Here is a 26,572-nt window from a genome sequence, read left to right as displayed (position 1 = left end):
GACGCCGTACGGCCGCCGGCCCGATCGGACGCCTGCCGCCCTACGACGGCGGGCCGCTCGCCCGGCCGTCACCGGCGGTGTCGGCTGCAGAGCCCGGCCGCGCCCCGTCCGATGCCGTCCCCGGTGGATCGACGGGCTCCGGTCACTGCCCGCCCGTTCCCGGCCCGCTCGCCTCGGTCTCGTCGCGGGAGCGCCGAGACCCGCTGCCTACCCGTTCGGATCCGGGCGCCGCGACAGGGGAAGAGCGAGATCGGCGCGGCAGGCAGAGCTGGGCGGACACTACGCCGCCGACCGCGCAGACCACCCACAGGGCCCACTCACGGTAGGCGTAAACCGCGCCGCCGATGAGCGGGCCGACGCCCGTGCCCAGCGTTATGGCGGCGCCGTACAGGCCCTGGTAGCGGCCTCCCATGGCGGGCGGGACCAGGCCGCCCAGGTACGCGTTCGCCATCGAGGCGTACAGCATCTCGCCGAGCGTCCACAACAGAACGGTGGCGGCCAGCCAGAGCATGTCGTTCGCCACGACGGTCAGCGCCAGACCGACGCCGGTGAGCAGGTTCCCCACCGCCAGGACGGGCTCTGGCCGGCGCCGGGAGACGGCACTGGTGATCGGCAGTTCGAGCAGCATGACCAGCAGACCGTTGAGCCCCATCAGCAGCCCGAAGCTGGCCGGCGACAGGCCGATGGCGCTGACGTGCAGCGGCAGGCCGACAGTGGACTGGATGTAGATGAACTCGGCGATCAACGTCATGACGAGGAACCGCCGCAGCCGGCGGTCGGCGAGCGCCTGGCGGTAACTCGGCTCCGGCTCCGCCGATCCCGGACCGTGCCCCTGGCCCGCGTCGGATCCGGCGTGCACCACATCCCGCAGCAGCCCCGCCGCGATCGCGGCGAGGAGCAGGCAGGCGACGGCGTTGCCGAGGAACAACCCGACGTACGAGACGGTCGCGAGCACCCCGCCCAGAACCCCGCCGATCGCGGCTCCGATGTTCATCGCGAAACGGTGGACCGCGAAGGCCGCCAGCCGCTGCTGCGTGGTCGTCGTGGCGTCCACCAGCAGCGCCGAGGCCGCCGGGCGGTAGACCTGTGCCGCCGTCCCGGCCAGGCCGGCCAGCGCGATGAGCACGGGCAGGGTGTCGAACAGGGGGATACCCGCCGTCAGCCCGGCGGTGGCGACCATGGACAGCACAATGGTCCAGCGCCGGCCGAGCCGGTCGGCAAGGTATCCGCCGAGCGCGTTGCCGAGCACGTTGCCCAGCCCGGCGGCACCGAGCACCAGACCGGCCGCCGCCGGCGAGAAGTTCTGGCTGGTGAGGTAGAGGACCATGAAGACCGGCAGGAAGTTGCCGATCCGATTGACGAGAATGCCGAGGCTGATTATCCAGACCGTCGACGGCAGTTGCCGCAGGGAGTCCCGGAACCGCGGCTCGCCGTCACCCGCTCGCTGTGCCGACGTGCTCACCGGATCGCCTCGGTGCGGATGCGCACCGCCGCCAGCAGCCTCTCGCAGTGGGCGATCGCCTCGTCGGCGGTTTCCCCCCGCGCCATGATGTGACCGACTCGATCCTCGCTCCAGGTGAGCGGGGACACCTCGTCCCCGGGCTTGACCGAGATCTCCAGTTCGACCAGCGCGGGGTCGGCGGTGACGGTGTCGGCGCCGGTCACCTCGACCACCCGTCCGGGGGGCGGGGTGAGGAAGCGGATCGCCGCGCCGGCCCGTGGCCGGGGCGATCGCCGGAGCGGCTCGACCATCCCGAGCCGCGAACCGAGCGCGTAGCGGTCCATGTCGACGCCGTAGGCGACGTCGGTCAACTCGTTGATCCGATCACCGCCGATGCGGTTGTGCGACTCGATGATCACCGGACCGCGGCCGGTCAGCATGACTTCGGTGTGCGCCGGGCCGTGCCGCAGGCCCACCGCGTCGAGGAACGTCGCGACCAACTGCTCGACCTGGTGCAGGAGGGGGCTCGGCTGACGGCTCGGCGTGGAGTGGCCGACCTCGACGAAACCCGGTCCGCCGAGGAGCTTGTCGGTCACCGCGATGACGACATGGCGGCCGTCGAAGCTCAGCGTCTCCACGCTGATCTCCAGCCCTTCCAGGTACTCCTCCATGAGGAACCGATCAAGGTCGCCTGCCAGTTCGTCGGCGAACCGGGCGCCGAGCGCGCGAAAGCGCGCCGGGATCGAATCCAGTTCCGCGACGTCGCGGACGGCGAACACACCGAGGCTGCCCGCCTCGCTGGTCGGTTTCACGATCATCGGCAGCCCGTGGGCCCGGACGAAGTCCCGCAGGTCCTGCTCGGTCTCGCCCACGGCGGCGGCGGCGGGGCTGACACCCAGCGCATTGAGGTGCTGTCTCATCCGCCACTTGTCCAGCAGCAGATCCACGGTCGCCGGCGAGTTGCCGCCCAGCCCGAGCATCTGATCGATCTGCGCCGCGGGCCGGACTCCGAGCTCGGTCAGCGACACGACGTCGTCGAACGGGTAGGCCTGGTACAGCGACCGCACCAGCGGCAGCAGCCGTGCGGTGTCGGTGTAGTCGACGAGCAGCGCCTGGTCGACGTACGGCCAGTGGGCGCGGTCGTACTGGTCGGGGTGCTGGATGTAGACAACGTCCATCCCGAGTTCGCGGGCCTTGCGGACGATCTTGAGCTTGCCGCCGACCACGGCGATCGTCGGCCGCGCGGTGACCGGGGCCGCGCTCTGGAGTCCAGCGCGCGTCGCGTCACGTGACATCGTGGATCCTCCCTCGATCCAGGTGGGCGCGCTCACACGCGGTCACCACGACGGGCGATGTCCGGGATCTCGGCAAGCGCCGCACGGTCGACCTTCCCCGGACGGTTGAGGGGCATGGCGTCCAACCAGACGTAGAAACGCGGCCTCATATGGCCCGGCAGCCGATCGCGAAGCCGGTCGGTGATCTCGTCGTCGGCCGACGGCGTGCCGACCAGGAAGGCGACGATGGCGGCACCGCCCGGAGCGTCCTCGCGGAGCAGCACCGCGGCGTCGACCACTCCGGGGCACTCGCGCAGGGCGTGTTCCACCTCCCCGATCTCGACGCGGAACCCGCTGATCTTGACCTGGTCGTCGATGCGGCCGAGGAAGACGAGGTTCCCGTCCGGTTGCAACCGCACGCGGTCTCCGGTGGCGTACATGCGCTGCCCCGGGACGTCGGCGAACGGATCCGGCAGGAACACGGCGGCCGTGCGGGCGGGCAGGCCGATGTACCCCCGGGCCAGGCCGGTTCCGGCGATGTACAGCTGCCCGTCCACGCCGACCGGGACGGGAGCCAGATCCTCGTCGAGGACATGGGTTCGGACGCCGCGGATCGGCCGGCCGATCGGCACCCAGCGGGGCGTCGGCTTGACGCACCTGTACCAGGTGGGGGCGACCGAGGCCTCGGTGGGGCCGTAGCCGTTGTACACGACCGGCGAATCGGCGTCCGTGAGGCCGGGACCGTCGAGCTGGGAGCCGCCCGTGATCACCAGCCGCACCCCGGCCTCCGCCAGACGCGGGAGCAGCGATCGCCCGTACGGCCCGAGCACGGCCGCCGGAATCTCCAGCACGGTCACGCCCATGGTGCGGGCGGCGAGCAGCATCCTGCCCGCGGGTAGATCACCGCCCTCGGGAATCGCGACGCAGGCGCCGCAGCACAGCGGCATCAGACAGTCGTGCATCGTGCTGTCCACCGTGACCGCGGTCGTCCACAGCATGACGTCGTCTGCTCTGATCAGGTCGAGATCTTCGATCGAGGCCACCACCAGGTTGAATATCCCCTCGTGCGGCACGCCGACGACCTTGGGGCGCCCGGTCGAGCCCGATGTCGTGATCGCGTACGCCAGGTCGAGCGGCCTCGGCGAGCGCAGCGACGCGGTGTCATCGTCCTCCTCGCCCAGGCCGGGATCATCGATGAGCTGTGCGCCGGGCAGCCACGCGGTGGGCGCGGCGACGAGAACCTGATCGCATCCGGCGTCGTCGAGGACCTCCCGGTTGCGCCGCGGCGGATCGTCGGGGTCCAGCGGCAGGCACGCCGCGCCACAGCGCAGGATGGCGACAACGCCGGCCAGGGCCGCCGGACCGCGAGGCGCGATCAGCCCGACGACGGCCCCGGGGCCGGCTCCACGGCGTCGTAGCCGATGGGCCAGCCGGGCCGTCACCCGGCCGAACTCGGCGTACGTCCATGATCGGTGAGCCGTCCGGACGGCCGTGGCGTGTGGTCGAACGCGTACCTGGTGCTCGAACAGGTCGCACACCGTCCGCGCCCACGGCGCGACCCGCTCGTTCGGCGGGGGATCCTGCATCACGCCTCCTCGTCTGGTTTCACACCGCGTCCAGGCCGACCTGGTCGGCCTCCATCTGCCGTCGCAGGCTCAACGGCCGCATGTCGGTCCAGGCCTGATCGATGTAGGCGAGGCACTGCGCCTTCGGGCCGGTGGGTCCCACCGCGCGCCAGCCCGCCGGAATGCCACGGCCGGCCGGCCAGATCGAATGCTGTTCCTCGTCGTTGACCACGACGTGGAACTCGCGGTGCTCGTCGTCGAACATGTCGCGCTCGCTCCTTTCCGGTCTATTCGCGCTGGTCGCCCAGCACCCATGAGATCGCCTCCGGAAGCATCGCCTCCCAGGCGGCGTAGGTGTGGCCGCCGTCTCCGTGCGCGCACCGCACGGTGTGACCCCGGGCGGTCAGCTCCTGCGCCGTGCGCTCGGTCGCGTCCACCAGGCTGAGGCCGTCATCGAGCATGATGTCCGCCTCCTCACGGCTCGCGGACAGAAAGAGCCGGGCCGGGCCGGGCGCGGGGACGGCCGCCGGCGCGCCGAGCCGATGCTCGCTCAGCGGGCCCGAGAGGGCGACGGCGCCCTCGAAACGGTCCGGGCGACGGAGCGCGGCGCGTACGGCCGCGACCGCTCCCAGGCTCGCGCCGATCGCGGTCACCCGGCCCGGCCGCCATCGGTCTCCCAGCCAGGCCCGCAGGTGGGGAACCAGCTCGTCGGCGAGCACGTCGACATACGTGTCCTCGAGCAGTTCCCGCCTGCGAGCCGACCAGTCGGCGGGGCTCACGAACACCGCCGCGGTCATGGGTATGCGTTCCTCGGCGACGAGCCGGTCCAGGATGACCGGGAGCCGCATGATGTCCACGAACTCGGAGCCGTCGAGCACGAGCAGGGTCCGTGCGTCCGAGGCGCTGCGACCCGGATCCGCGGCCGAGACGAACAGGTCCACCCGCCGGTCACCGGAGAGCATCCGGCTGTGCCACGTCTGCTGCTTCAGGCGGTGCTCACGGGAAGCGGCGCCGAGGTCGGGGATGCTCTCCCGCAGGAGAGCCGCCGCGTACGAGGCCGGGGTCCGGTGTCGCATCATGAGCCGAAGCGGCACCTCCCGGCCGAGCAACTGCCGGATCGCCGAGGTCGCCCGGGGCACCAGCAGGGAATGGCCGCCATGCTCGAAGAAGTCATCCGTGACCGCCACCGTCCGGCCCAGCACCGCTGACCACGCTTCCGCGACGCGCGCCTGCAGCCCGGTCGCCGGCGGCGCACCGCGCGCTGCGCCCGATCGCACCGCGGTGACCGGCGGCAGCGCCGCCCGGTTCACCTTGTTGTTCGCCGTCAGCGGGATGCGGGACACTTCGACGATGTGGTCGGGGACCATGTAGGCCGGTAGCGTCGCGCGGAGTTCGCCTCGCAGCGCGGTGCCGTCCACGGGAGCATCCGCCACGATGTAGGCGACCAGGGCGGGACCGGTTTCCAGTTCGGCCCGCACCACGACAGCCGAGGTGATGCCGGAGCGGCGCAGCAGGGTGTGCTCGATCTCGCTCGTCTCGATCCGGTAGCCGCGGACCTTCACCTGGCGGTCGGCGCGACCGAGGAAATCGATCGCACCGGTGGCCAGATACCGTCCCACGTCTCCGGTGCGGTACATGCGGGCGCCGGGCGGTCCGTAAGGATCGGGGAGGAACGACTGCGCGGTCAGCCCCGGACGGCCGTGATAGCCACGGGCCAGACCGTCACCCGCCAGGTATATCTCGCCGCGCATGCCGACCGAGGCGGGCCTGAGATCCCGGTCCAGGATGTATACGCGCGTGCGGGGAACGGCACGGCCGATGGGCACCCGACCGGCCCAGGACCGGTCGTCGAACACGGTGGCCAGCACGGTGCACTCGGTGGGTCCGTACGAGGCCATGACCTGGCAGCCGGGAAGGAGGTCGCGGGCCGTCTCGAAGCTCTTCGGGTTGACCACGTCACCGCCGACGACGAGCTGGCGCAGACCGGACAGGACCCGGATGTCCCGCTCGACGAGGAGATCGAGCTGGGGGGAGACCAGTTTGAGCGTCGACACGTCGTGTTCACGGAGAACGGAGTCCAGGTCCTCGAGGAGGGTTCCGAGGTCCGTCACCACCACGCGGCCGCCGTGGGCCAGAGGTGTCCACTCCAATACGGCGACGTCGAATGTCAGCGGTCCGGCCTGCAGGAAAGTCGAGCCGGGGCCGACGTCGAGATAACGCGGGGCGCCCGCGACGAGCCGGTTCAGTGCTCGATGCGAGATGGCGACCGATTTGGGAGTCCCGGTCGAACCCGATGTGGAGATCAGGTACGCCAGGTTGCCGGGCCCCGCGGCCGGTGGCAGGTTCTCGGTCGCGTAGCCGGTCAGATCGGGCCCACCGGGGCCGGACACCAGCACCGGCGTCGTGTCCGCCGGAAGCCGATCACGCAGCGCCGGGCTGACGATCGTGAGGGTCGCGCCGGCGTCCGACAGCAGGAACCGGAGCCGATCCACGGGAAAGTCGGGGTCCAGCGGGAAATAGGCCGCACCGCACTTCGCGATGGCGAGCAAGATCACGAATCTGTCGACCGTGTGCTCCAGGCAGACCCCGACCACTTGCTCGGGGCCGACGCCGTAGGTCAGCAGGTGCCGCGCCAGCCGGTTCGCGCGGTCGTTCAGCTGCTGGTACGACAGCGCGCCGTCGGCGCCGACCACAGCCTGGGCCCGCGGACGGCGGGCGGCCTGCGCCTCGACGCGTTCCACGATCGTGACTTCCGGAGCCGGAGTCGTGTCGTCGCCGTTGTGCAGCAGCTTGCGTTCGGACTCATCGAGCAGGTCGAACTCGTACAACGGCCGGTCGGGAGTCGCCGCTCCCTGTTCGAGCAGCCGGATGTAGCGTGACGCCAGGGCGGCGATCGACGCCTCGTCGAACAACGCCGGCCGGTACACGAACGTGACGTGCAGACGTCCGTCCACCGTCTGCGTGGTGAGCGAGAGATCGAAGCGAGCGGTCACCGGGATCTCGGGATACCACCAGGTGGGCGCGTCCGGGGCTTCGGCCAGGGCGATCCGGTCACCGGCGTGGTTGACCGTGATGTCGAAGATCGGGTTGCGCCGATCCTCGGACCCGGCCTTCAACGCACCGACGATCTGCTCGAAGGGGGCGTCCTGGTGGGCGTCCGCCGCCATCCACGCGTCGCGCGTGCGGGCGACGACTTCGCGAAAGGTCAACGCCGTACCGGACAGGTCGACTCTCAAAACCACGGTGTTGATGAAGAAGCCGATCAGGTCCTGCAGTTCGGGGCGTGGACGATCGGACACGATCGCCCCGATGACGACGTCGGACTGGCCGGTGAACGCGCTCAGCGCCGCGACCAGAGCCGCCGTCACCACCACGCCCGGGCTCGCGCGGGCACGCCAGGCCATCGCCGTGATCGCCGCGGTGACCTCGGCGGACATCTCGACGACGACGGTCTTCCCCGCCGCGTCGGTCGCCGTGGACCGCGGGCGGTCCAGCGGCAGTTCCAGCCGTTCGCAGCCCGCCAGCGCCCGCGTCCAGTAGTCCAGTTGCGGCTTGAGCGTGTCGGCTGTCAGGAGGCGCCGCTGCCAGCGGGCGTAGTCGCCGTACTGGACCGCCAGATCCGGAAGGCGTGGGGCCCGGTTCGCCAGCGCGGCCTCGTACAGTTCGAACAGGTCCCGGGCCAGCACGTCCATCGACCAGCGGTCGGTGATGATGTGGTGCAGCGCCATGAACAAGCCGTGTCCGTCGTCCAGTTCCGCGGCGACCACCCGCAACAGCGGTGGACGCGACAGATCGAACGGCTCGGACGCGGCTTGTTCAACGGCCGCCCGCCAGTTGCCCCCGGCCCAGACGACGGGGATCTCCCCGACGTCGACGATCTCCTGGGCGGTCGTCCCGTCCGGCCGCAGGACGAATCTCGTCCGCAGGATTTCGTGGCGACGTACCAGGCCGGTGAGTGCGGTGGAGATCGCCACGCGATCCGGCTCCGCCGGGAACCGCCAGCCTCCGGTGATGTGGTACTGGTCGTAGGACGAATCCAGCTGGCGCAGCCACCACAGGCGCTCCTGCCCCGCCGACAACGGGAAGTCGCCGGCTGCAGGGTCGCGGATCAACGGGAACGGATTCGTCGGGCGCGGCTCGAATCTCGGCATGTCTACCTGCGCATTCGTTCAGGTTCCTGATGGTTCGCCTGAATCGGCGGGCTTCTGGCCAGGGAGTGACGGTCTCGCGGGTGAGCCGGCGGCTCAGGTCTGCCGCGAGAGGCCCTCTGCGGCCAGCGACCTGTGCCCGCGGTGCCGGGCGTCCTCGACGGCTGCCGTGATCGTGTTGACGCTGCGAAAGGTGGACCCCGTGAGCGACTCCTCGGGCAGCTCGATCTCGAAGGTGTCCTCGATGGACAACATGAGTCCCAGGCAGGTCAGCGACGTCATGCCCAGGCTCCAGAGGTCGTCGTCAGAACCCAGCTCGTGGCCGTGGACGGAGAAGTTGAGCTGCTGGTCGATGATCCGGCGGACGGTGTCCACGACGGACTCCTGGGAAGTGGTCATCGCTGCGCCTCCCCCATGCCGGTTCCCGTCGGCTGTGAGCCGTTGCGGCCTTTCTGCCGCTGGAAGTAGCGCGCGACCCGGCGCGCGCCGGGCAGGCTCGCCTGCGCGTACCAGAGCACGTCCGGCCCGAGGGCGTAGTCGATGCCTATCTTGTCGTAGAACTGCGTGGCCATGACCCGGTAGTAGTCGGCGATCTGCGCCGTCGTCATCTGCGGCGCGGCCTCCGCGCCGGTCTCGAACCAGGCGGCGAGGTTGTGCTGGACATATTCGTCGATCGACCACTCTATTGTCCTGGTCGCGATCGGCTGCCGCATCGGGTCGAACATCGGATCGATGATCCCGGGCTTTCCCTGCAGCTCGTTCGCGACGTGTGCGGCCAGCAGCGGCGCGCAGTGGAACCCGTCGCGATAGGTCCCGGTCATGAGGTAGAGACCGGACAGCGGCAGCCACCCGATCAGCGGGAAGCCGTCGAGGGTCACCGGGCGGTTTCCGGCGAGCCACTTCTCGACCTCGTGCCGGGCGACCTGCTCGTCGAGCTGCTGCATCGAGTACTGGGCGAGGAAACGGACATCGGCCATCCACGTGACGCTGGACACGTGGTCCACCAGGCGGTTGGTGGCACCGTAGTACTCCCGCCCGTCGGGCGCGGGCACGACGTGCAGGCCGCAGGCGAAACCGCGGTTCGGGGTCCGGACCACGCTGCGGAACGGTTCCCCTGCGGTACGCCGGGCGATCATCGCGAACCCGAGTCCCGGGAACGTCGGCATCATCTCGAACTCGTCGAACGCGGTCCGCACCAGTGCCTCGCTGCGGGCACCGACGGCAACGACCACGTTGCCCGCCTCGATGCGATGACCGTCCTCCAGCTCGACCCCGGTCACGGTGCCGTTGTCGTTCACCAGCCTGCGCACGGTCTGGTCGACGATGGTCGCCCCGCCCGCCTGCACCCGCGCCTCCAGCGCGGCCAGCACTCCCCGCGCGTCGACAGCGCCTTCGGTGGGCAGGTGGACGGCTCGCAGGGCCCGCGACTCCGTCCTCGGCCTGTAGCCGGGGATGTCCTTCGGGTCGATCTCCTCCCACGGCTTGCCGTACTCGTCGAGAGCCTCGAGCATCGCGGCGAAGTTCACCGAGTCCAGGTCCGCGCCGATGGCGTTGAGCACCACGTGCGAGTCGGTGGCGACCTGCAGCGGCGAACCCGTCGAGGAGAACTCCTCGAGCCGGCGCAGCGCGTCGGGCCACCGGTCGTGAGCGGCGACTCCGAGCTCGAACCTGGTGCGCGAGGCGTCGGTCCGAATCGACTCGGTGGTCACCTCGCCGAAACAGCCGAGCATGGCGCCGGCGGCCTGGCTGCCGCCTGCCTCACGAGAGCTGGGACCGACCACGACGACGGAGCCGATCCGGCGCTCGATCAGTTCGTCGGCAAGGAACATGCCGAGAGCGCCATTGCCGACGATTACCACGTCGGCCCGGTTCGGTCGTTCGCTGCCGGTAGTACCCCGCTGTTCCATAGGAACCTCCGTACTGGAAGTGGGCATGGACCAATACCGCTGTCAACCGTGTGACTTCATGGCGACGACTTTCTCGCCGTCGACTCCCCTTGATAATTCGATAAGCGGCCATGATGAGCCGCAGGGCGAGTCGCAGATTCTTCCGTGAGACCGCGCGAAATACGCGCGACGCGTCTCCGTGGTTTTGTCGTATCCTGGAACGGACCCGTTGGCGGTATCGCGAATTCCGCGCGCCGATCAGCCGCCGAAGGCACTGACTTTTCGTGCCCCTTGACGCGGCGAACAGGTCGATGAGCCTTACCGGACCCGGTGGAACAACTGTCCAGCAACGTAGAAAAGATCGTCACGCACGCCTGATCCACATCTGGAAGATGTGATTCACGACGAGAATGGTCCCGTCGTTGTCGATCGAGCTGTCGCTACGACTTGATCTCCGTTATCCCCGGCCGGACCATGGGTTCACCGCTTCAACCCCTCCCCTTGGCTCAACGAGCGTCGCCTGGTACCCGCTGCCCGACCTTAGCTTCCGTATCTGTCATCCGCAACCACTGAAGTGTGATTGCACAATGGCTGATTTGTGGAATGTAATTTATGTGGAATCGGGCCGGAATCCATGGCCGTATTTATGTCCGGGGCCATGGCCGGATTCATCATGACCATTTCATGGTCAACTTTCCTTACCAGATCATGTTTCTCCAGATGGAGGGCCTGTTCCGGGGCGTGACAGGGCCCGCCGCGTTCGGGTCGCGGCCTGTCCGCAGGCGGATCCGGGCCCACTCCGGTGCCATCGTGATGGCGACGACTGGGTGGCCGTAAACGCGTCACGCTGGGTAGCGGAATCCCGGAGATCGATCCAGAGCCTATTTCCGTACCGGGCTTTTAGGTACCGTCTACGAAGTGAGCTCTCCAGTTACCGGCGTGCATGACATTTGCAACTCCTATGTGGACGACTACGCTCGGCTGAACCCGATCGCCGCCACCGAGTTCGGCATCGGGGGACACGACGATCGGCTTCCCGATCTTTCCCCGGACGGTCACCAGGCCCGCGCGGAACTCGCCAGGGGCGCACTGGCCGAAATCGCGGCCGCACGACCGGCCGACGAGAGCGAGCGCATCGCCAAGGCGGTCTTCTCCGAGCGGATCGGCCTCGAAGTCGAGATGCACGAGGCCGGCCTGCCGGCGTCGTCGCTGAACGTGGTGGCAAGCCCCGTGCAGGGCGTCCGGCAGGTCTTCGACCTGATGCCCACCGCGACCGCCGAGGACTGGGCGGTGATCGCCCGGCGGCTGGCCGGGGTGCCGCAGGCGCTTGCCGGGTATCGGGCAGCGCTGTCGGCATCGGCGGACAAGGGCGTCGTGTCGGCGTCACGTCAGGTGCGGCGGGCGATCGAGCAGTGCCGGACCTGGTCCGGCGCCGACGGCGGCGGCTCCTTCTTCGCCACGTTCGCCCGGACGGCCGACGCGGTGCCCGGTGTCGAGGGCGCCGTACGGGCCGATCTCGACGCCGGCGTGCGCGCGGCCACCGACGCCTACGCCGGGTTGGCCGCCTTCCTGCGCGACGATCTCGCGCCGAGGGCGGGGAGTGGGGACGCCGTCGGCGAGGATCTCTACGGGCTGTGGTCGCGGACGTTCATCGGCGCGAAGCTCGACCTGCGCGAGGCCTACGCATGGGGCTGGGACGAGTTCGGCCGGATCGAGGCCGAGATGGCGGAGATCGCCGGACGGATCAAGCCGGGGGCGGGTCCGGCCGAGGCGGCCGTCGCGCTGGACGCCGACGTCCGGTATCGCGTCAACGGCCAGGCCGCGTTCCGGGCCTGGATGCAGGAGCTGTCCGACCGCGCGCTGGCCGAGCTTCGCGGGAAGCATTTCGACATACCGCAGGAGCTGATGCGGCTGGAATGCCGAATCGCTCCGCCAGGGGGCGGGACGGGCGCCTACTACACCAACCCCGCCGAGGACTTCAGCAGGCCAGGCCAGATGTGGTGGGCGCTGCCCCCGGGAAAGGAGGAGTTCTCGACGTGGCGCGACGCCAGCACCGTTTATCACGAGGGCGTGCCGGGCCACCACCTGCAGATCGGCGTGGCAGTGGGTACGCCGGGCCTCAACCGGTTCCAGCGGCTGCTGTGCTTCGTCGACGGCCACGGTGAGGGTTGGGCGCTCTACGCCGAGCGGCTGATGCGTGAGTTCGGCTACCTCGACGACGGCAACCTGCTCGGCATGCTCGACAAGAGCCTGTTCCGGGCCGCTCGGGTGGTCCTCGACATCGGCATGCACCTGAAGCTGGAGATCCCGGCGGGCACCGGCTTCCACGAGGGGGAGCGGTGGACGCCGCAACTGGGCCTGGAGTTCATGCGCACGAGAACGCTTACCGAACCGGCCCGTGCGGTGGACGAGATCGACCGGTACCTCGGCTGGCCGGGCCAGGCGCCCGCCTACAAACTCGGCGAGCGACTGTGGCTGTCCATGCGTGATGAGATCAAGGCCGAACGGGGCAATGCGTTCGATCTCAGGGAGTTCCATATGCGTGCCCTGCGAAGCGGCCCCGCCGGCCTCGACACCATGCGCGACCTTCTCGCCGCCCTGTAAGCCGAAAGGCGCTGAACGCCGCTAATGGCATGCCACAGGTGGTGGGCGCCGCGTTCACACGTATATTCATCCTGTCGCTTTTTCGGCTGATCCCATTGAACGGGCCGACCGAAATCACGCCGGTGGACGTCGTTCGTGCTCAGCGGGCCGGCGGGGCCGTGACGGCCCCGGACGGCCCGGTCGGCGACGAAAGCGTCCTCGCCGACCAGCGCCGGGGACTCGGCAGTCCGATCCGATAAACAAATCAACCAAAGAATTTACGGCGCTGACAGTAAGCTGTGCCAATGGCGCGCTACGGAGCACAGTATGGTCCGGACATCACATTCCTTGGTGTCCCTCGCTGCGATTTGACTGACTCTTCGTCCTATGCGGATGCCGATGTGGTGATAGTCGGCGCTCCGTTCGACGGCGGTACCTCCTACCGGCCGGGAACCCGGTTCGGGCCGCAGGCCATCCGATCGACGGACTACGTGGGGCACTACGGCTCGAGGCCCAGCCTGGCGCTGCGCACCGACGGCCTGAAAGACCTCAAGGTGTACGACGCCGGCGATGTCGAGATGTTCTCCGGGGACGTGGTGAAGTCCCTCGCCGGCCTGCGGGCCGAGGTCGCCAAGGTGGTCGAGGCCGGAGCGATCCCGGTGATCCTCGGCGGTGACCACGCGATCGTCTTCGCGAACGCCTCCGGCGTGGCGAGCGTGCTCGGCGACGGCCGGATCTCGATGGTCCATTTCGACGCGCACGCGGACACCGGCGACATCGATTTCGGCTCACTATGGGGTCACGGGCAGCCGATGCGCCGGCTGATCGAATCCGGCGCGGTGCGTGGAGACAGATTCCTGCAGCTCGGCCTGCGCGGCTACTGGCCGGGGCCGGAGGTCCTGAAATGGATGGCCGAGCAGCGCATGCGCTCCTACGAGATGACCGAGATCGTCGAGCGTGGCCTGACCGAGTGCCTGACCGAAGCGTTCACCATCGCCACCGACGACTGCGACGGCGTGTTCCTCTCGGTCGACATCGACGTTTGCGACCCCGGCCACGCCCCCGGCACGGGCACACCCGAACCGGGTGGGCTGAGCGCCCGTCAACTGCTCGACGCCGTCCGCCGGACCTGTCTGGAGCTGCCGGTCGTAGGCGTGGACGTGGTCGAAGTCAGCCCACCCTACGACCACGCGGACATAACCGCCGCGCTGGCGAACCGGGTGGTGCTGGAAGCCTTGTCGGCGATCGCTCGCAGACGCCAGGACGAGAGGGACGGCACGACCTGGGACCCCCGGCAGCCGCTGCTGGACGGCCGGCTCTGAAACTCATCTGACGCCCCGCTGTCCCGGGAAGACCAGTCGAGGAGGATACGGTGAACGACCAGCCGATCTGCGTGACCTGCGGGGTCCAGTACGCCGATCCACGCGGTGACTGCCCGATCTGTGACGACGAACGGCAGTACGTCGGCTGGGAGGGGCAGCGCTGGACCTCACTGAACGAGCTGCGAAAGGCGGGCCACCGGTCCGCGCTCGCGGAGGAGGGCGCCGGGGTGATGGGCGTGGGCACCGATCCCGCCACGGCGATCGGGCAGCGGGCCCTGCTGGTCCGCACCCCGGACGGGAACGTGCTGTGGGACATGGTCACCTACCTCGACGACGATCTGATCCAGCAGATCGAGGAGCTCGGCGGGATCAGCGCCATCGCGATCAGCCATCCTCACTACTACGGCACGATGGTGGAGTGGGCGCACACCTTCGACGCGCCTGTCTACATCCATGCCGCCGATCGCCGATGGGTGGCGCGCCCGGACGAGTCGGTCGTCTTCTGGGACGGCGACACCCGCGAGATCGCCGAAGGGCTCACGCTCATCAACGCGGGCGTGCACTTCGAAGGTGGCCAGGTCATGCACTGGCGGCACGGTGAGGACGGCAAAGGCGCCCTGTTCTCCGGCGATATCCTGCAGGTCGTGCAGGACCGGCGCTGGGTCGGTTTCATGTACAGCTATCCCAACCTGATCCCGGAGCGTCCGAAGACCGTCCGGCGCGCGCTGTCACTGCTCGAACCCTACGACTTCGACCGCGTCTACGGCGCATGGTGGAAGCGGATCGTGTTCACCGACGGGGCCGAAGCGGTGCGCCGCTCGGCCGAGCGTTACCTCGACTTCGCCCTGGACGACGGGGCCCGGGAAGTCTGAAGCGGCCGGCCGTACGGCCTGCGGCCCCTGCCCGGTGAGGCGGCGATCTCCCGGAAGGAGGAGGTCGAGGTGGCGGTCGGTTCCGGCATCTGCGGACGATGTCGGCCGGCACCGGCAGGAACAGGTGCCGGCCGGCTCTCACCGTCGGCTCGGGGAAGCCCCCGTCCGCAGCTCGGGGAAGCCCCGACCGATCCGATCGGGCCGGGCGCCGGGTGCCGGGTTCAGTGAACGGAGAACCCGCCGTCAACGAAGATCGACTGTCCGGTGACATAGGCGGAGGCGCGGCCGGCGAGGAACACCGCCGCGCCCGCGAAGTCCTCGGCAAGCCCGTTGCGTCCGACCATCGTGCGCGCGGCCAGCGCCGCCACCTTCTCGGGGTCGGAGGACAGCCGCGTGTTGAGCGGCGTCATCACGAACCCCGGCACCAGCGTGTTGCAGGTGACGCCGTACGGCGACCACGCCTCGGCCTGCGAACGGGCCAGCGACTCCAACGCCCCCTTGGAGACTCCGTAGGCGCCGCTCTGGACGAACGCCCGGTGCGCCTGCTGGGAGGTTATGTGGATGATCCGCCCGAAGCCCCGTTCGGCCATACCGGGTCCGAACCGCTGCCCCAGCAGGTAGGGCGCCTCCAGGTTCACCGCCATCGTGGTGTCCCATACCTCCTGGCCCAGCTCGCCCATGGGCGGCCGCAGGTTGATCCCGGCGGAGTTGACGAGGATGTCGGGCTCCCCGAATGCCCCGGCTGCCTCCTCGGCCGCCGCCCGCACGCCGTCGCGGGTGCTCAGGTCGGCGCTCACCCAGGCCGCCCGGCAGCCGTGGGCCGCCAGCTCGTCGACCGTGGCGGCCAGCTCCGCCTCCTTGCGCGCCACGATCACGACGCTCGCCCCCGCACGCGCGAGGGCGCCGGCGATGGCTCGGCCGATGCCGGAACTGCCACCGGTCACCACGGCGACCCGGCCATCAAGCGAGAACAGTTCGGAAAGGTAAGCCTGCGAAATCATGGCCGCATCCTAGACGGCGTGCCCGCGACGGCAGCGCCCGAGACTGCGGGCCGAACGGCGGCAGGGCCCGTTCCACGCCGTCCCGCCTGCGAAATCCGAGCGTGAGCGGGCCTTATCGGCCGTGGTCCCGCCAGGCGCCGGCGAGTCCCGTAACGGCCTGGTCGAGCAGCGCGGGCGGGAGGGCGAAGCTGAGGCGCAGGCGGTCGCGGTGGCGGCCGTCGGCGGAGAAGAGAGAGCCGGGGGCGACGGCCACCCCGTGCCGGCGGGTGAGGGCGGCGAAACGGTCGGTGTCGACGCCGGGCAGGCGGGCCCACAGCGACAGGCCGCCACGCGGCGCTTCCCAGGTCCATTCGGGGAGCGCGGCGGCGAGCGCGGTGGCGAGATGGTCACGGCGGACGGCAAGCTCGGTGCGCCAGGGAGCGACGGGATTGCGTTCGAGCAGCTCGGTCGCCAGGCGCTGGGAGACGACGCTGGTGGCCAGATCGGTGTCCTGCTTGGCCTCGGCCAGCCGGACGAGCAGCGACTCGGGCGCGCGCAGCCAGCCGACCCGCAGGCCGCCCCACAGCACCTTGGACAGCGAGCCCACGGTGACCGTTCCGTGCGGATGGCCGTCCGCGAGCGGCGCCGGGGGATCACCCTCGTACACCAGTTCGGCGAGGGTTCTGTCCTCGACGATCATGACATCCTTGGCGCGGGCGAGCCTGGCCACGTGCCGCAGGTCGTGGACCGCGCCGGTGGGATTGTTGACGCTGACAACGTAGACGAGCTTGGGCCCGTGCAGGTCGATCGCCGCGCGGACCGCCCGTGAATCCGTCAGGTCGACGGGTACGGCGTGCACTCCCACCCGTTTGAAGACCGTGAGCGCACCGCCGTATGTCGGATCCTCGACCAGCACCCTGTCTCCCGGGCGCAGCAGGACCCTGGCGGCCAGGTCGATGCCCTGCTGGGCACCACCGGTGATCAGGACGTCCCCGCCCAGCAGTGCGCGCAGGCGGGGGTCGCCTTTGGCGTCATAGCCGTGGCCGCTGGAGGTGCGCAGAAGCTCGGCCACCTCGATCGGGGGCAGGATCAGGTGTGAGGGGTCGGGCACGACGGAGGCTGACAGGTCGGCGAGGACGGCGCCCGCGCGCAGTAGTCCCGAGAAGGTGGGCGCGCCCATCGGGGCCGTCTCGCGCAGGTAGGTCCCGCTACCGTGACGGCGCTCGCACAAGCCCTCCTCGCACAGGGCGTTGAGGGCCGCGGCGACCGTGCCGCGGCTGAGGCCGACGATCCGGGCGAGGTCGCGTTCGGACGGCAGCCTGCCGCCGGGGGCCAGCGCGCCTGTCTCGGCGAGATCGCTCAGCGCCCCGGCGAGCCTGCGGCTGGGCGACTCCCTGCCCTCGCGCAACCGCAGCCGCTCGCGAACGAGAACGGCGAACCTGTTCAGATCCTCACTGCCCACCGGGCTATTGTGCACCCCTTGCGTGGCCTGTACAGCCATCGATAGCTTTGCCACTTCATGATGAAGTGGCTCAATCATTCCAACGCAAGCAAGCCATTTGAGGAGACGTGATGAAACTGCCCGAGGCGGAGACGATCTGGATGGACGGTGCGCTGGTCCCCTGGGGACAAGCGCGCGTCCACGTGCTGTCACACGCCCTGCACTACGGCACGGCCGTGCTGGAGGGCACCAAGGTCCACGACACACCGCAGGGACCCGCCGTCTTCCGGCTCGACGCCCACCTGGCCAGGCTCTACCGGAGCGCGAAGATCATCGGCCTCGCCCTGCCGTACTCCCATGGCGAGCTGCACGCCGCGACCCTTGAGACGGTCGCGGCCAACGGCCATTCCTCCTGCTACATCCGTCACCTCGCGCACCGTGGTTACGGCGAGATGGGCATATCGGCCAGGAACTGCCCGGTCACGGTATCGATCGCCACCTGGGAGTGGGGCACCTACCTGGATGAGGGGGTGCGGCTCATGACCAGCTCCTGGCGGCGCAACGATCCCGCCGTCGTTCCCACTGTCGCCAAGGCGACCGGACCCTACCTGAACTCGGTTCTCGCCAAGACCGAGGCGCTGGAGGCGGGCTTCGACGAGGCCGTGCTGCTCAACGCCGCCGGGAACGTGAGTGAGTGCACGGGCGCCAACCTGTTCCTCGTCGGTGACGGCGTGCTCGTGACCCCGCCGGCCGGCGCGGGGGCCCTGGAGGGCATCACCCAGGACACCGTCGAGCGGCTCGCCGCCGACCTCGGCCTGCCCGTTCGGCGGCGCGACATCCTGCGCGCCGAGCTCTACACGGCCGACGAACTGTTCCTGTGCGGGACGGCCGCCGGGATCGTGTCGGTCGCCTCGGTCGACCACCGCGAGATCGGCGTGGAGGGGCCGGTGACCGCCAAGCTCAAACACGCCTACGACGCGGCCGTGCACGGTCGCGACGACCGCCACCGTGACTGGCTCACTCCGGTCGGCTGATCGCGCGTTCCCACTGATCCCGCGTTCCCACTGATCCCGCGTCATCCCCGCCGGACGCACTGTCCGCGGGCCGGGAACGCCTGCTCGGAACCGGCCGAGCACTCCCGGGCACGGTGGAGGCTCAACGGCGATCACGGGGAGTCCGGCACGGAGTGGCGGTAGTCCTTGGGGGCATCCCGTACGCCCGGCGAAAGGCGCGGCTGAAGTCGGTGGCGTGCGTGAACCCCCATCGGGCTGCGATGTCCTGTATGGAGTGCGCTCGCAGACGGGGGTCGGCGAGGTCGGCGCGGCAGTTCTCCAGCCTGCGTCGCCGAATCCTCCGCTACCTGATGCAGACGGCCCTGATAATCCGGGAGCGCGGGCCGGGCGCGCGCCATGATCACTACCGGATGCACGACAACGTGTGGTACCAGAGCATCGCCCATAAGGAAATGCTGCTCAGGCAGTGGGAACGGACCCTGCTCGACGGAATCGAGGCAACGGGTACGGGCAGCCGGGCGGCGGCACGGTTGGCGGAGGGACAGGAGTTCCTGGAGTTCCTCCGGCTGGAGATGCCGGCGCTCCTGGAGAAGTGGCGGCAGCGGGCCGACGCCGGAGGGGGATCTAGTGGCCCCTCACGCAGCCTTGGTCGGATGACTGGTCCGACTTCGGACGGGTGAACCGGCGGCGAAACGGGTGGACCTGGCGGCGCAGCAGATCGTGCGGCACGTGAGAACGGCGCAAGGGGCCTTCGCTTGCCGTACGGAACTTGCGGTGATATCCGATTTGGTATCGATGTCCAACTGATATCGATATTGGACATCGTTTGATCCGGTCTGGTTTGCTCCGTCTATCTGCTGATCGAGAGCAAGGACATGGAATGCGACACCTTGACGTCGGCCGCCTCCCCGTGACGCTGAAAGCGACCGGACTGGCGATCTCCATCCTGGTGGTGGGCGCCGCCTACGGTGCGGGTGCCTCGGCCGACAGCCGGCCGATCTCGCAGACCGCGGTGGCCCGGGCCGGAGTGGGAAGCGGGCAGGCCGCCCTCGATGACCTACGGGTGTCCCGAGAGGCCGACGCGCGCGGGCGGCTGCGCGCGCTGGAGGCGTCCTCCCGCAGCCGCATCGGTGCGTACGCCCTCGACACGGCCACGGGCAAGACGATCACCTACCGGTCCGGCGAGCGCTTCCCGATGCTTTCCACCTTCAAGGCGCTGGCGGCCGCCGCCGTACTGCACAGGGCCCGCACATCCGATCCGGGGCTGATGGAGCGGGTCGTCCGCTGGGAGCCCGGCGAGGTGAAGGAGAACTCACCGGTGACCGAAAAGCACGTGGACGACGGGATGACCGTCGCCCAACTGTGCGAGGCGGCCATCACCCTAAGCGACAACACCGCGGGCAACATGCTGCTGAAGCAGATCGGCGGCCCGGCGGGACTGACGAGGTACATCCGCACGCTGAAGGACTCGATCTCCCGCCTGGACCGCTGGGAGACCGAGCTCAACGACTGGAATCCCAAGGAGAAGCGGGACACCACCACTCCCGCCTCCATGGCCAACGATCTGCAGAAGGTCACGCTCGGTGACGCGCTCGACGCCAAGGACCGGGCGCAACTGAACGAGTGGCTGCGCGCGAACAAGACCGGCGACACGCGCATTCGCGCCGGCCTCCCCAAGACCTGGATCATCGGCGACAAGACCGGCTCCTCCTCGTCCTACGGATCCACCAACGACATCGCCGTCATCCGGACCTCCACGGCGGCGGCACCGCTGATCATGACCATCTACACCACTCACCGAGCGGCCGACGCCCCCAACGACAACAAGGTCATCGCCGACACCGCCGCCATCCTCGCCCGGGCCCTGGGCAAGCTTGGCTAGAAGTCCGGTGACATTTGAGATCACGGCTGGGATCTGCGCTGGTAGTGGTATCGTCGCGGCCGGGCTTGGCGGCATCGTCGCCACCGTGACCAGCGCAGAACCTCCTGAACGCACCGGGCCCTGAACGCACCGGGCCCTGAACGCACCGGGCCCTGAACGCACCGGGCCCTGAACGCACCGGGCCGGATCGTCGATCACCGGCATCGCTCCGTGCTACGCCACCGTGCCGTCGACGAGCTCCTGGACCCGTTGCGGGGTGTAGATCCCGTCCACGAGGAGCTGCGCGAGCCCGAGGATTCCCGCGTAAGGGTCGAGGTCGCTGCGGACGATCTGCAGGTTGCGGGTGGCCAGGGGCAGAGACCGCCGGTAGACGATCTCGCGGATGCCGGCGAAGAGTTGCTCGTCGGTGTGGGCGAGCTGGCCGCCGATCGCGATGACTCGGGGGTTGAACAGGTTGACGGTGTCGGCGATGGCGCCGCCGAGGATGCGGGCCGCGCGCCGGGCGAGCCGCACCGCGACGGGGTCGCCGCCGCGGATGAGCCGTACGGCGTCGTCGACGGTCGCGACGTCGCGGTTCGCCTCCCGCAGGTCACGGACGAGGGCCCATCCGCCGGCGTAGGCCTCCACGCAGCCGGCGTTGCCGCACCTGCACAGGGGCGGCTCGTTCACGTCGTCGACGGTCACCTGGATGTGGCCGACGTCGCCGGCCGCGCCGTCGGCGCCGCGGTGCACCTGGCCGCCGGCGATGAGGCCGGTCCCGACCCCGGTGCCGATCTTGACCATGAGCAGGTGCGGGACATCGGGGTATCGCAGGCGCTGCTCGCCGAAGGCCATGGCGTTGACGTCCTTGTCGACCAGGATCGGGCAGTCGTAGTGGGAGCTGAACCACCCGGGGATGTCGAAGCGATCCCAGCCGGTCATGATCGGCGGGCTGACCACCCGCCCGGTCGCGAAGTCGACGGGGCCGGGGACGTCGATGCCCACGCCGAGCACGGCGCCGGGCTCGTGGCGGCCGTCCTTGAGAATCTCGGTGAACAGCTTGTCGACGATTCCGAGGATGGCCTGCGGGCCCGCCGTGACGTCGGCGCGCGTCTCGCGCTCGACCCGTACCTTCCCGCCCAGGTCGCACAAGGCGGTGCGCAAGGCGGTGGCGCCGATGTCGGCCACTAAGAGGACCCCGCGGTCGCGGTTGACGACGAACCGGCCGGCGGGCCGGCCGCGGGTGCGCGCGTCCTGGGACGCGGCTATCAACAGCCCGGCGGCGAGCAGCCCGTCGAGGCGTTGGTTGACCGTGGTGCGCGACAGACCGGTGCGGCGCATGACGTCGGCTTTCGTGAGGCCGTCGGAGACGTCGCGAAACAGGCTGAGGATTTCGCCCGAGCTGACTCCCATCCGCGGAGCGAAGAGGGCCGTTGTGTCCATTCGACTACTTTAGCTATGTCGGATGCCATGCGTAAGTCAAGAATCTTTCGACTTAAAAAGTCGGAAGAAGGGTTGTTGTGTCCCATAAGTGGCCATACCGTCATCTCACCGAGGCCGAAAGGGGCATCCGATGCACGTGAACACCAGAGGCCGTCGCACGGTGATGGTCAGCGCAGTCATGGCCGCGGGGGGACTCGTGCTGGGAGCCTGTGGCTCCAGTGGGTTCGCCAGCTTGGGACTTCGGGTCGACGCGGCCGCGGACAGCGATATGGCGGGCGACGCTCCGAAGATCGCAGCGGTGATCAAGGGGTTGGACAACCCGTTCTTCCAGACGATGAAGCAGGGCATCGACGATCAGGCTCGTACGGGCGGTGCGTCCGTCACGGTCCAGGCGGCCAACTCCATCACCGACACCACGGGCCAAGCGGACAAGCTCAACGGCCTCGCCGGGCAGGCCTTCTCCTGTTACGTGGTCAATCCGATCTCCGGTACCAACCTCATCCAGGGCCTCGCCAAGCTCTCCGCGATGAACAAGAGCATCGTCAACATCGACAGCCCGGTCGACGCCACCGCGGCCAAGAGCGCCAACGTCAAGCTGGCCACCTACATCGGCACCGACAACGTCGAGGCGGGCAAGATGGCCGGGCGGCGGATGACCGAACTGCTGGCCTCGGGCGGTGACGTCGCGGTCGTCGGCGGCATCGCCGGAGATGTCACCAGCGGTGCCAGGGTCCAAGGATTCCAACAGGGGATCGGCCCCAACCTCAAGGTCGTCCAGACCGTCGCCGCCAACTGGGAGCGCCAGACCGCGCTCACCGCTGCGACCGACGTCATGCGGGCGAACCCGAACCTGGTGGGCTTCTTCGTCGCCAACGACGACATGGGGCTGGGGGTGGCACGCGCCGTGGCCAACGTCGGCAAGAGCGGCAAGGTGAAGGTCATCAGCGTCGATGGGATCAAGGACGCGCTCGAGGCGGTCAAGGCCGGCACGTTGGACGGCACCGTCGCCCAGTACCCGTACGCGATGGGCCTGATGGGCATCGAGGCGTGCCAAGCCGCCGCGGGGGGCAAGACGCTCCCGGCCAATGTGAAGGCACCGGTCGAGATGGTCACCAAGGACAACGCCGACAAGGCGCTGTCATCGGCGCCCAAGCCGTTCGGCACCTACGACGACCCGTTCAAGACCCTCATCCGGTAGCGGCCACCACCGTCGCCGACGGACAGCCGGATGTGCTGGAGCCACCGCGACGAAGGGAACGGACATGGCAAACGCAACGCTCGCGGCACGCGACCACGAGGCATGGTCGGCCCGGCTGAAGGATGTGGGCTTCTGGGCCGAGTGGGCGGCCCTCGTCGGGCTGGTCGTCCTCGTGATCGTCTTCCAGGTGTTGAACTCGACGTTCCTGAGTCCCGGGAACATCGCATCGATGCTGGTCGCCGCCGCGATCCTCATCATCTTGGCGGTGGGCCAGACTTTCGTCATCGCCACGGCCGGCATCGATCTGTCGATCGCCTCCACCATGACCCTGGGCGCGGTCGTCCTCGGCCAGACCTACTCGGCGGGGCGAGGACTGCTACTGTCGTGCCTGCTGGGGGTCATTGCGGCGGCCCTGGCCGGCGCGGTCAACGGCATGATCATCGCCTGGGGCAGGATCACGGACTTCATCGTGACGCTCGGGATGCTGTCGGCGGCCTCGGGGCTCGCGCTGATCCTGTCCGACGGCAAACCCGTGACGATCATCGACCCGGCCCTGCTGAGCCTGTCGACCGGCGGCATCGGGATCTTCGGCTGGTCGTTCGTCATCGCGGTCGTGGTCGCGCTGGTGGCGCACGTGACGCTCTTCTACACCCGGTTCGGCACCCACGTGCTGGCCACCGGCGGAGCACCGGAGTCCGCGACGGCCATGGGGATCAGTACCCAGCGCATCAAGATCGCCGTATACACGATCAGCGGCACGCTCGCCGGGCTCGGAGCGATCCTGCTGGTCGCGCGCATCGGTGCCGCCGAGCCCGCTTCCAACACCTCTTTCCTGCTCAACTCCGTGGCCGCGGTCGTGCTCGGCGGCGTCAGCCTCTTCGGCGGGCGGGGGACCATCATCGGCCCGGTCATCGGCGCCCTGCTGCTGGTCGCGCTGGTCAACGGCCTCACCCTGCTCGGCGTCTCGCAGTTCTATCAGCCACTGGCCGTCGGCATCGTCGTGGTGCTGGCCGCACTTCTGACGAGGTTCCAGCGATGACCGCCCATCCCGAGCCCGGCGTCCTGCCCGGCGACACACTGCTCCGCTGCGAGAACGTCTCCCTGTCCTTCGGCAACGTCCGCGCTCTCGTCGAGGTCTCCCTGGCGTTGCGCCGGGGCGAGATCACCGCCCTCGTCGGTGACAACGGCGCGGGCAAGTCCACGCTGGTGCGCTGCATCTCCGGGATCCACCGGCCGCAGAGCGGGCGCATCGTCTTCGACGGCGACGAGATCAACTTCCACTCGCCCGAGGACGCTCGCGAGGCCGGTATCGAGACCGTCCACCAGAATCTCGCGCTTGTCGAGGACCTCACGGTCTGGCAGAACCTCTTTCTCAACCGCGAGATCGTCCATCGGCTGGGCCCCGTCGCCGTCCTCGACCGGCGCGCCATGCAGTCCCGTGCAAGGGAGATGGTCTCCACGCTCGCGGTCAACGTCCCCGCGGTGCGGTCACGCGTCCGGCGGCTTTCCGGCGGTCAGCGCCAGGCCGTCGCCATCTGCCGCGCGACGGGCTTCAGCTCCAAACTCGTCATCATGGACGAGCCCACCGCGGCCCTGGGTGTCCAGGAGACCGCCCGTGTCGAGGAGCTCATCCTCAGGCTGCGCGAGGAGGGACACGCGGTCCTGCTCATCAGCCACAACTTCGCGCAGGTCATACGGCTTGGCGACCAGGTATGGGTGATGCGCGCCGGCCGCTGTGTCGGCGGCCGCCGTACGGCCGAGACGACCGGTGAGGAGATCGTCGCCCTCGTCACCGGCGCCATCAGCCGGTGAACACGACTTCACGGCGCCATCGGCCGGTGAACACGACTTCAGGAACACGAGAAAGCGTCCTCCTCATGACCACTGACACCAAGATCAACCCGATCGGCGTGCACGCTCTGGTGTGGGTCGGCGACACGAGCCCGTCCTCGCTGGCCTACGCGATCGAGAAGACGAAGGCCACCGGGTTCGACCTGCTCGAGATCTCTCTGCACGACTCCGCGAACCTCGACGTCGGCGCCGCACGCGACACCCTGCGCGCGGCGGACCTGGATGTGGCGTGTTCGCGTGGCCTCGCCTTCGACGCCGACGTCTCCAGCGACGACCCCTCCGTGGTGGAGCGTGGTGAGAAGCTGCTGCATGACTCCCTGGCCGTCACCGGCGCGCTCGGTGGCACGCATTTCACCGGCGCTCTCTACAGCGCCCTGGGCAAGTACGATCACCCGCTCACCGCCGCCGGACGCCGCAACGTGGTCTCGGTGCTACGACGGCTGGCCCAGGAAGCCGGACGGCGCGACATGACGCTCGGCCTTGAGATCTGCAACCGCTACGAGACCAACGTCATCAACACCGCACGCGACGCGCTCGTCCTCGCCGATGACATCGGCGAGGACAACGTGCTCATCCACCTCGACACTTACCATATGAACATCGAAGAGGACGATCTCGTACGCCCCGTGCACGAAGTCGGTGACCGGCTCGGCTACGTTCACATAGGCGAGAACCACCGCGGTTACCCCGGCTCGGGGCACCTGGACTTCACCTCGTTCTTCCACGCGCTGGGAGACGTCGGATACCAGGGGCCGATCACCTTCGAGTCCTTCTCCTCGGCGGTCGTGATGCGAGGCCTCTCCAACGACCTGGCCATATGGCGCAACCTCTGGTCGGACGGTGAGGACCTGGCGCGTCACGCTCACGCCTTCATCACCAGCCAGCTCCACGCGAGCCGATCCCGATGACGACCCTCGACGACCTGGCAGACCGGGCCCGCTCCCTCGTACGGGGCGGGCGCCGCGCGTTGCTGGGCATCACGGGAAGCCCCGGGGCGGGCAAGACCACGCTCACCGAGAACCTGGTCGCCCTGCTGCGGCGGACGCCTCCGGCGGGTCTGCCGCCGCTGGAATGGGTGGCACACGTGCCGATGGACGGCTTCCACCTGGCGGACGTCGAGCTCGACCGGCTCGGGCGACGCGACCGCAAGGGGGCCCCGGACACCTTCGACGCCGCCGGATACGCGGCCCTGCTCCGCCGCCTTCGGGAGGACGAAGACGACGTGATCTACGCGCCCGCGTTCGAGCGTGACCTGGAACAGCCGATCGCCGGGAGCATTCCGGTCCCGCGGGTCGCCCGGCTCGTCGTCACCGAAGGGAACTACCTGCTGCTCGATCGAGGCGACTGGGCACACGTGCGGCCCCGGCTCCACGAGGTCTGGTACTGCGACCTCGGCTCGGACGAGCGCGTCCGTCGCCTCGTCTCCCGCCACGAGCGGTTCGGCAAGGACCGTGACGCGGCCGTGGCCTGGGTGCTGGGAACCGACCAGCGCAACGCCGACCTCGTCGCCACGACCCGCGCTCACGCAGACCTCGTCGTCCCCGACGATGTCCTTCGGTCGATCGGCCGCCCCAAGGGGACCGGCGGAGATCAGCGGCCGGACTGAACCGTGGCCAGGGCGCGGACGCGCTCGTCCGAGGCGTCGCCGGTGAAGTCGCGGGTTCGCGCCGGCAAGCACCTCGTCATTCGAACAA

General features: G+C 69.3%; 23 protein-coding genes. 12 read left to right on the top strand and 11 right to left on the bottom strand.

Annotated features, from left to right (window positions below):
- Positions 1 to 142: 142 nt before the first annotated feature.
- From ACQPYK_RS26550 to ACQPYK_RS26520, 7 genes are all read right to left on the bottom strand, one after another.
- Positions 143 to 1,462, bottom strand: coding sequence for an MFS transporter (locus ACQPYK_RS26550; RefSeq protein ID WP_433236121.1), 1,320 nt, complete (start codon positions 1,460 to 1,462; stop codon positions 143 to 145).
- A complete protein-coding gene (locus ACQPYK_RS26545) occupies positions 1,459 to 2,736 on the bottom strand; it encodes an ATP-grasp domain-containing protein (RefSeq protein ID WP_433236118.1) in 1,278 nt (425 codons plus the stop codon). The genes ACQPYK_RS26550 and ACQPYK_RS26545 overlap by 4 nt, the downstream gene beginning before the upstream one ends.
- 32 nt (positions 2,737 to 2,768) lie before the next feature.
- The gene (locus ACQPYK_RS26540) at positions 2,769 to 4,301 is read right to left on the bottom strand and encodes an amino acid adenylation domain-containing protein (RefSeq protein ID WP_433236115.1); all 1,533 of its coding nucleotides are present in this window, start codon (positions 4,299 to 4,301) and stop codon (positions 2,769 to 2,771) included.
- A gap of 19 nt (positions 4,302 to 4,320) precedes the next feature.
- Positions 4,321 to 4,545 carry an MbtH family protein gene (locus ACQPYK_RS26535; protein ID WP_433236112.1) on the bottom strand — a complete coding sequence of 75 codons (225 nt, stop codon included), beginning with the start codon at positions 4,543 to 4,545 and terminating at the stop codon, positions 4,321 to 4,323.
- A gap of 22 nt (positions 4,546 to 4,567) precedes the next feature.
- A complete protein-coding gene (locus ACQPYK_RS26530; RefSeq protein ID WP_433236109.1) occupies positions 4,568 to 8,431 on the bottom strand; it encodes an amino acid adenylation domain-containing protein in 3,864 nt (1,287 codons plus the stop codon).
- Between the two features lie 93 nt (positions 8,432 to 8,524).
- Positions 8,525 to 8,827: an acyl carrier protein gene (locus ACQPYK_RS26525; RefSeq protein ID WP_433236106.1), complete on the bottom strand. Its 303-nt coding sequence runs from the start codon at positions 8,825 to 8,827 to the stop codon at positions 8,525 to 8,527.
- On the bottom strand, positions 8,824 to 10,335 hold the full coding sequence (locus tag ACQPYK_RS26520) for an NAD(P)/FAD-dependent oxidoreductase (RefSeq protein WP_433236103.1): 1,512 nt from the start codon (positions 10,333 to 10,335) through the stop codon (positions 8,824 to 8,826). The genes ACQPYK_RS26525 and ACQPYK_RS26520 overlap by 4 nt, the downstream gene beginning before the upstream one ends.
- Positions 10,336 to 11,232: 897 nt before the next feature.
- Here ACQPYK_RS26520 and ACQPYK_RS26515 point away from each other — a divergent pair.
- From ACQPYK_RS26515 to ACQPYK_RS26500, 4 genes are read left to right on the top strand one after another with little or no spacing between them, the layout of a single operon-like run.
- Positions 11,233 to 12,918, top strand: a complete 1,686-nt coding sequence (locus ACQPYK_RS26515; RefSeq protein WP_433236100.1) for a DUF885 domain-containing protein — start codon at positions 11,233 to 11,235, stop codon at positions 12,916 to 12,918.
- A gap of 29 nt (positions 12,919 to 12,947) precedes the next feature.
- The gene (locus ACQPYK_RS26510; protein ID WP_433236097.1) at positions 12,948 to 13,157 is read left to right on the top strand and encodes a hypothetical protein; all 210 of its coding nucleotides are present in this window, start codon (positions 12,948 to 12,950) and stop codon (positions 13,155 to 13,157) included.
- A 45-nt stretch (positions 13,158 to 13,202) separates the two neighbouring features.
- Complete coding sequence (gene speB / locus ACQPYK_RS26505; RefSeq protein ID WP_433236094.1) at positions 13,203 to 14,219, top strand: agmatinase; 1,017 nt, start codon at positions 13,203 to 13,205, stop codon at positions 14,217 to 14,219.
- Positions 14,220 to 14,269: 50 nt separating this feature from the next.
- The gene (locus ACQPYK_RS26500) at positions 14,270 to 15,091 is read left to right on the top strand and encodes an MBL fold metallo-hydrolase (RefSeq protein ID WP_433236091.1); all 822 of its coding nucleotides are present in this window, start codon (positions 14,270 to 14,272) and stop codon (positions 15,089 to 15,091) included.
- Between the two features lie 221 nt (positions 15,092 to 15,312).
- On the opposite strand, the gene ACQPYK_RS26495 is transcribed toward ACQPYK_RS26500, so the two are convergent.
- Together ACQPYK_RS26495 and ACQPYK_RS26490 are read right to left on the bottom strand one after the other, a co-directional pair.
- Positions 15,313 to 16,092, bottom strand: a complete 780-nt coding sequence (locus ACQPYK_RS26495) for an SDR family NAD(P)-dependent oxidoreductase (RefSeq protein WP_433236088.1) — start codon at positions 16,090 to 16,092, stop codon at positions 15,313 to 15,315.
- 112 nt (positions 16,093 to 16,204) lie between these two features.
- The gene (locus tag ACQPYK_RS26490) at positions 16,205 to 17,533 is read right to left on the bottom strand and encodes a PLP-dependent aminotransferase family protein (RefSeq protein ID WP_433236085.1); all 1,329 of its coding nucleotides are present in this window, start codon (positions 17,531 to 17,533) and stop codon (positions 16,205 to 16,207) included.
- Between the two features lie 110 nt (positions 17,534 to 17,643).
- Between ACQPYK_RS26490 and ACQPYK_RS26485 the strand changes: the two genes are divergently transcribed.
- Entirely contained in the window at positions 17,644 to 18,546 is a 903-nt protein-coding gene (locus ACQPYK_RS26485) for a branched-chain amino acid transaminase (protein WP_433236082.1), read from the top strand.
- A gap of 121 nt (positions 18,547 to 18,667) precedes the next feature.
- On the opposite strand, the gene ACQPYK_RS26480 is transcribed toward ACQPYK_RS26485, so the two are convergent.
- The gene (locus tag ACQPYK_RS26480) at positions 18,668 to 18,862 is read right to left on the bottom strand and encodes a helix-turn-helix domain-containing protein (RefSeq protein WP_433258918.1); all 195 of its coding nucleotides are present in this window, start codon (positions 18,860 to 18,862) and stop codon (positions 18,668 to 18,670) included.
- 73 nt (positions 18,863 to 18,935) lie between these two features.
- Between ACQPYK_RS26480 and ACQPYK_RS26475 the strand changes: the two genes are divergently transcribed.
- Positions 18,936 to 19,205, top strand: a complete 270-nt coding sequence (locus ACQPYK_RS26475) for a hypothetical protein (RefSeq protein WP_433236079.1) — start codon at positions 18,936 to 18,938, stop codon at positions 19,203 to 19,205.
- Positions 19,206 to 19,405: 200 nt separating this feature from the next.
- Positions 19,406 to 20,407 (top strand): class A beta-lactamase, encoded by a 1,002-nt coding sequence (gene bla / locus ACQPYK_RS26470; protein ID WP_433236076.1) that lies wholly within the window; start codon positions 19,406 to 19,408, stop codon positions 20,405 to 20,407.
- Between the two features lie 213 nt (positions 20,408 to 20,620).
- Here bla and ACQPYK_RS26465 read toward each other — a convergent pair whose 3' ends face one another.
- Positions 20,621 to 21,829 (bottom strand): ROK family protein, encoded by a 1,209-nt coding sequence (locus ACQPYK_RS26465; protein WP_433236073.1) that lies wholly within the window; start codon positions 21,827 to 21,829, stop codon positions 20,621 to 20,623.
- 130 nt (positions 21,830 to 21,959) lie between these two features.
- Here ACQPYK_RS26465 and ACQPYK_RS26460 point away from each other — a divergent pair, with 130 nt between their 5' ends.
- The 5 genes from ACQPYK_RS26460 to ACQPYK_RS26440 all read left to right on the top strand — a co-directional run bounded on the left by ACQPYK_RS26460 (position 21,960) and on the right by ACQPYK_RS26440 (position 26,484).
- Positions 21,960 to 23,027 (top strand): sugar ABC transporter substrate-binding protein, encoded by a 1,068-nt coding sequence (locus ACQPYK_RS26460; protein WP_433236070.1) that lies wholly within the window; start codon positions 21,960 to 21,962, stop codon positions 23,025 to 23,027.
- 64 nt (positions 23,028 to 23,091) lie between these two features.
- A complete protein-coding gene (locus ACQPYK_RS26455; protein ID WP_433236067.1) occupies positions 23,092 to 24,066 on the top strand; it encodes an ABC transporter permease in 975 nt (324 codons plus the stop codon).
- Entirely contained in the window at positions 24,063 to 24,839 is a 777-nt protein-coding gene (locus tag ACQPYK_RS26450; protein WP_433236064.1) for an ATP-binding cassette domain-containing protein, read from the top strand. The genes ACQPYK_RS26455 and ACQPYK_RS26450 overlap by 4 nt, the downstream gene beginning before the upstream one ends.
- Before the next feature lie 65 nt (positions 24,840 to 24,904).
- Positions 24,905 to 25,786 carry a sugar phosphate isomerase/epimerase family protein gene (locus ACQPYK_RS26445; RefSeq protein WP_433236061.1) on the top strand — a complete coding sequence of 294 codons (882 nt, stop codon included), beginning with the start codon at positions 24,905 to 24,907 and terminating at the stop codon, positions 25,784 to 25,786.
- A complete protein-coding gene (locus ACQPYK_RS26440) occupies positions 25,783 to 26,484 on the top strand; it encodes a nucleoside/nucleotide kinase family protein (protein ID WP_433236058.1) in 702 nt (233 codons plus the stop codon). Before ACQPYK_RS26445 ends, ACQPYK_RS26440 begins: the two co-directional genes overlap by 4 nt.
- Positions 26,485 to 26,572: the final 88 nt, after the last annotated feature.

The organism is Streptosporangium sp. CA-135522 (assembly GCF_050949235.1).
Taxonomy (GTDB): Bacteria; Actinomycetota; Actinomycetes; order Streptosporangiales; family Streptosporangiaceae; genus Streptosporangium.
This window is presented reverse-complemented; position numbering and strand designations above follow the sequence as displayed.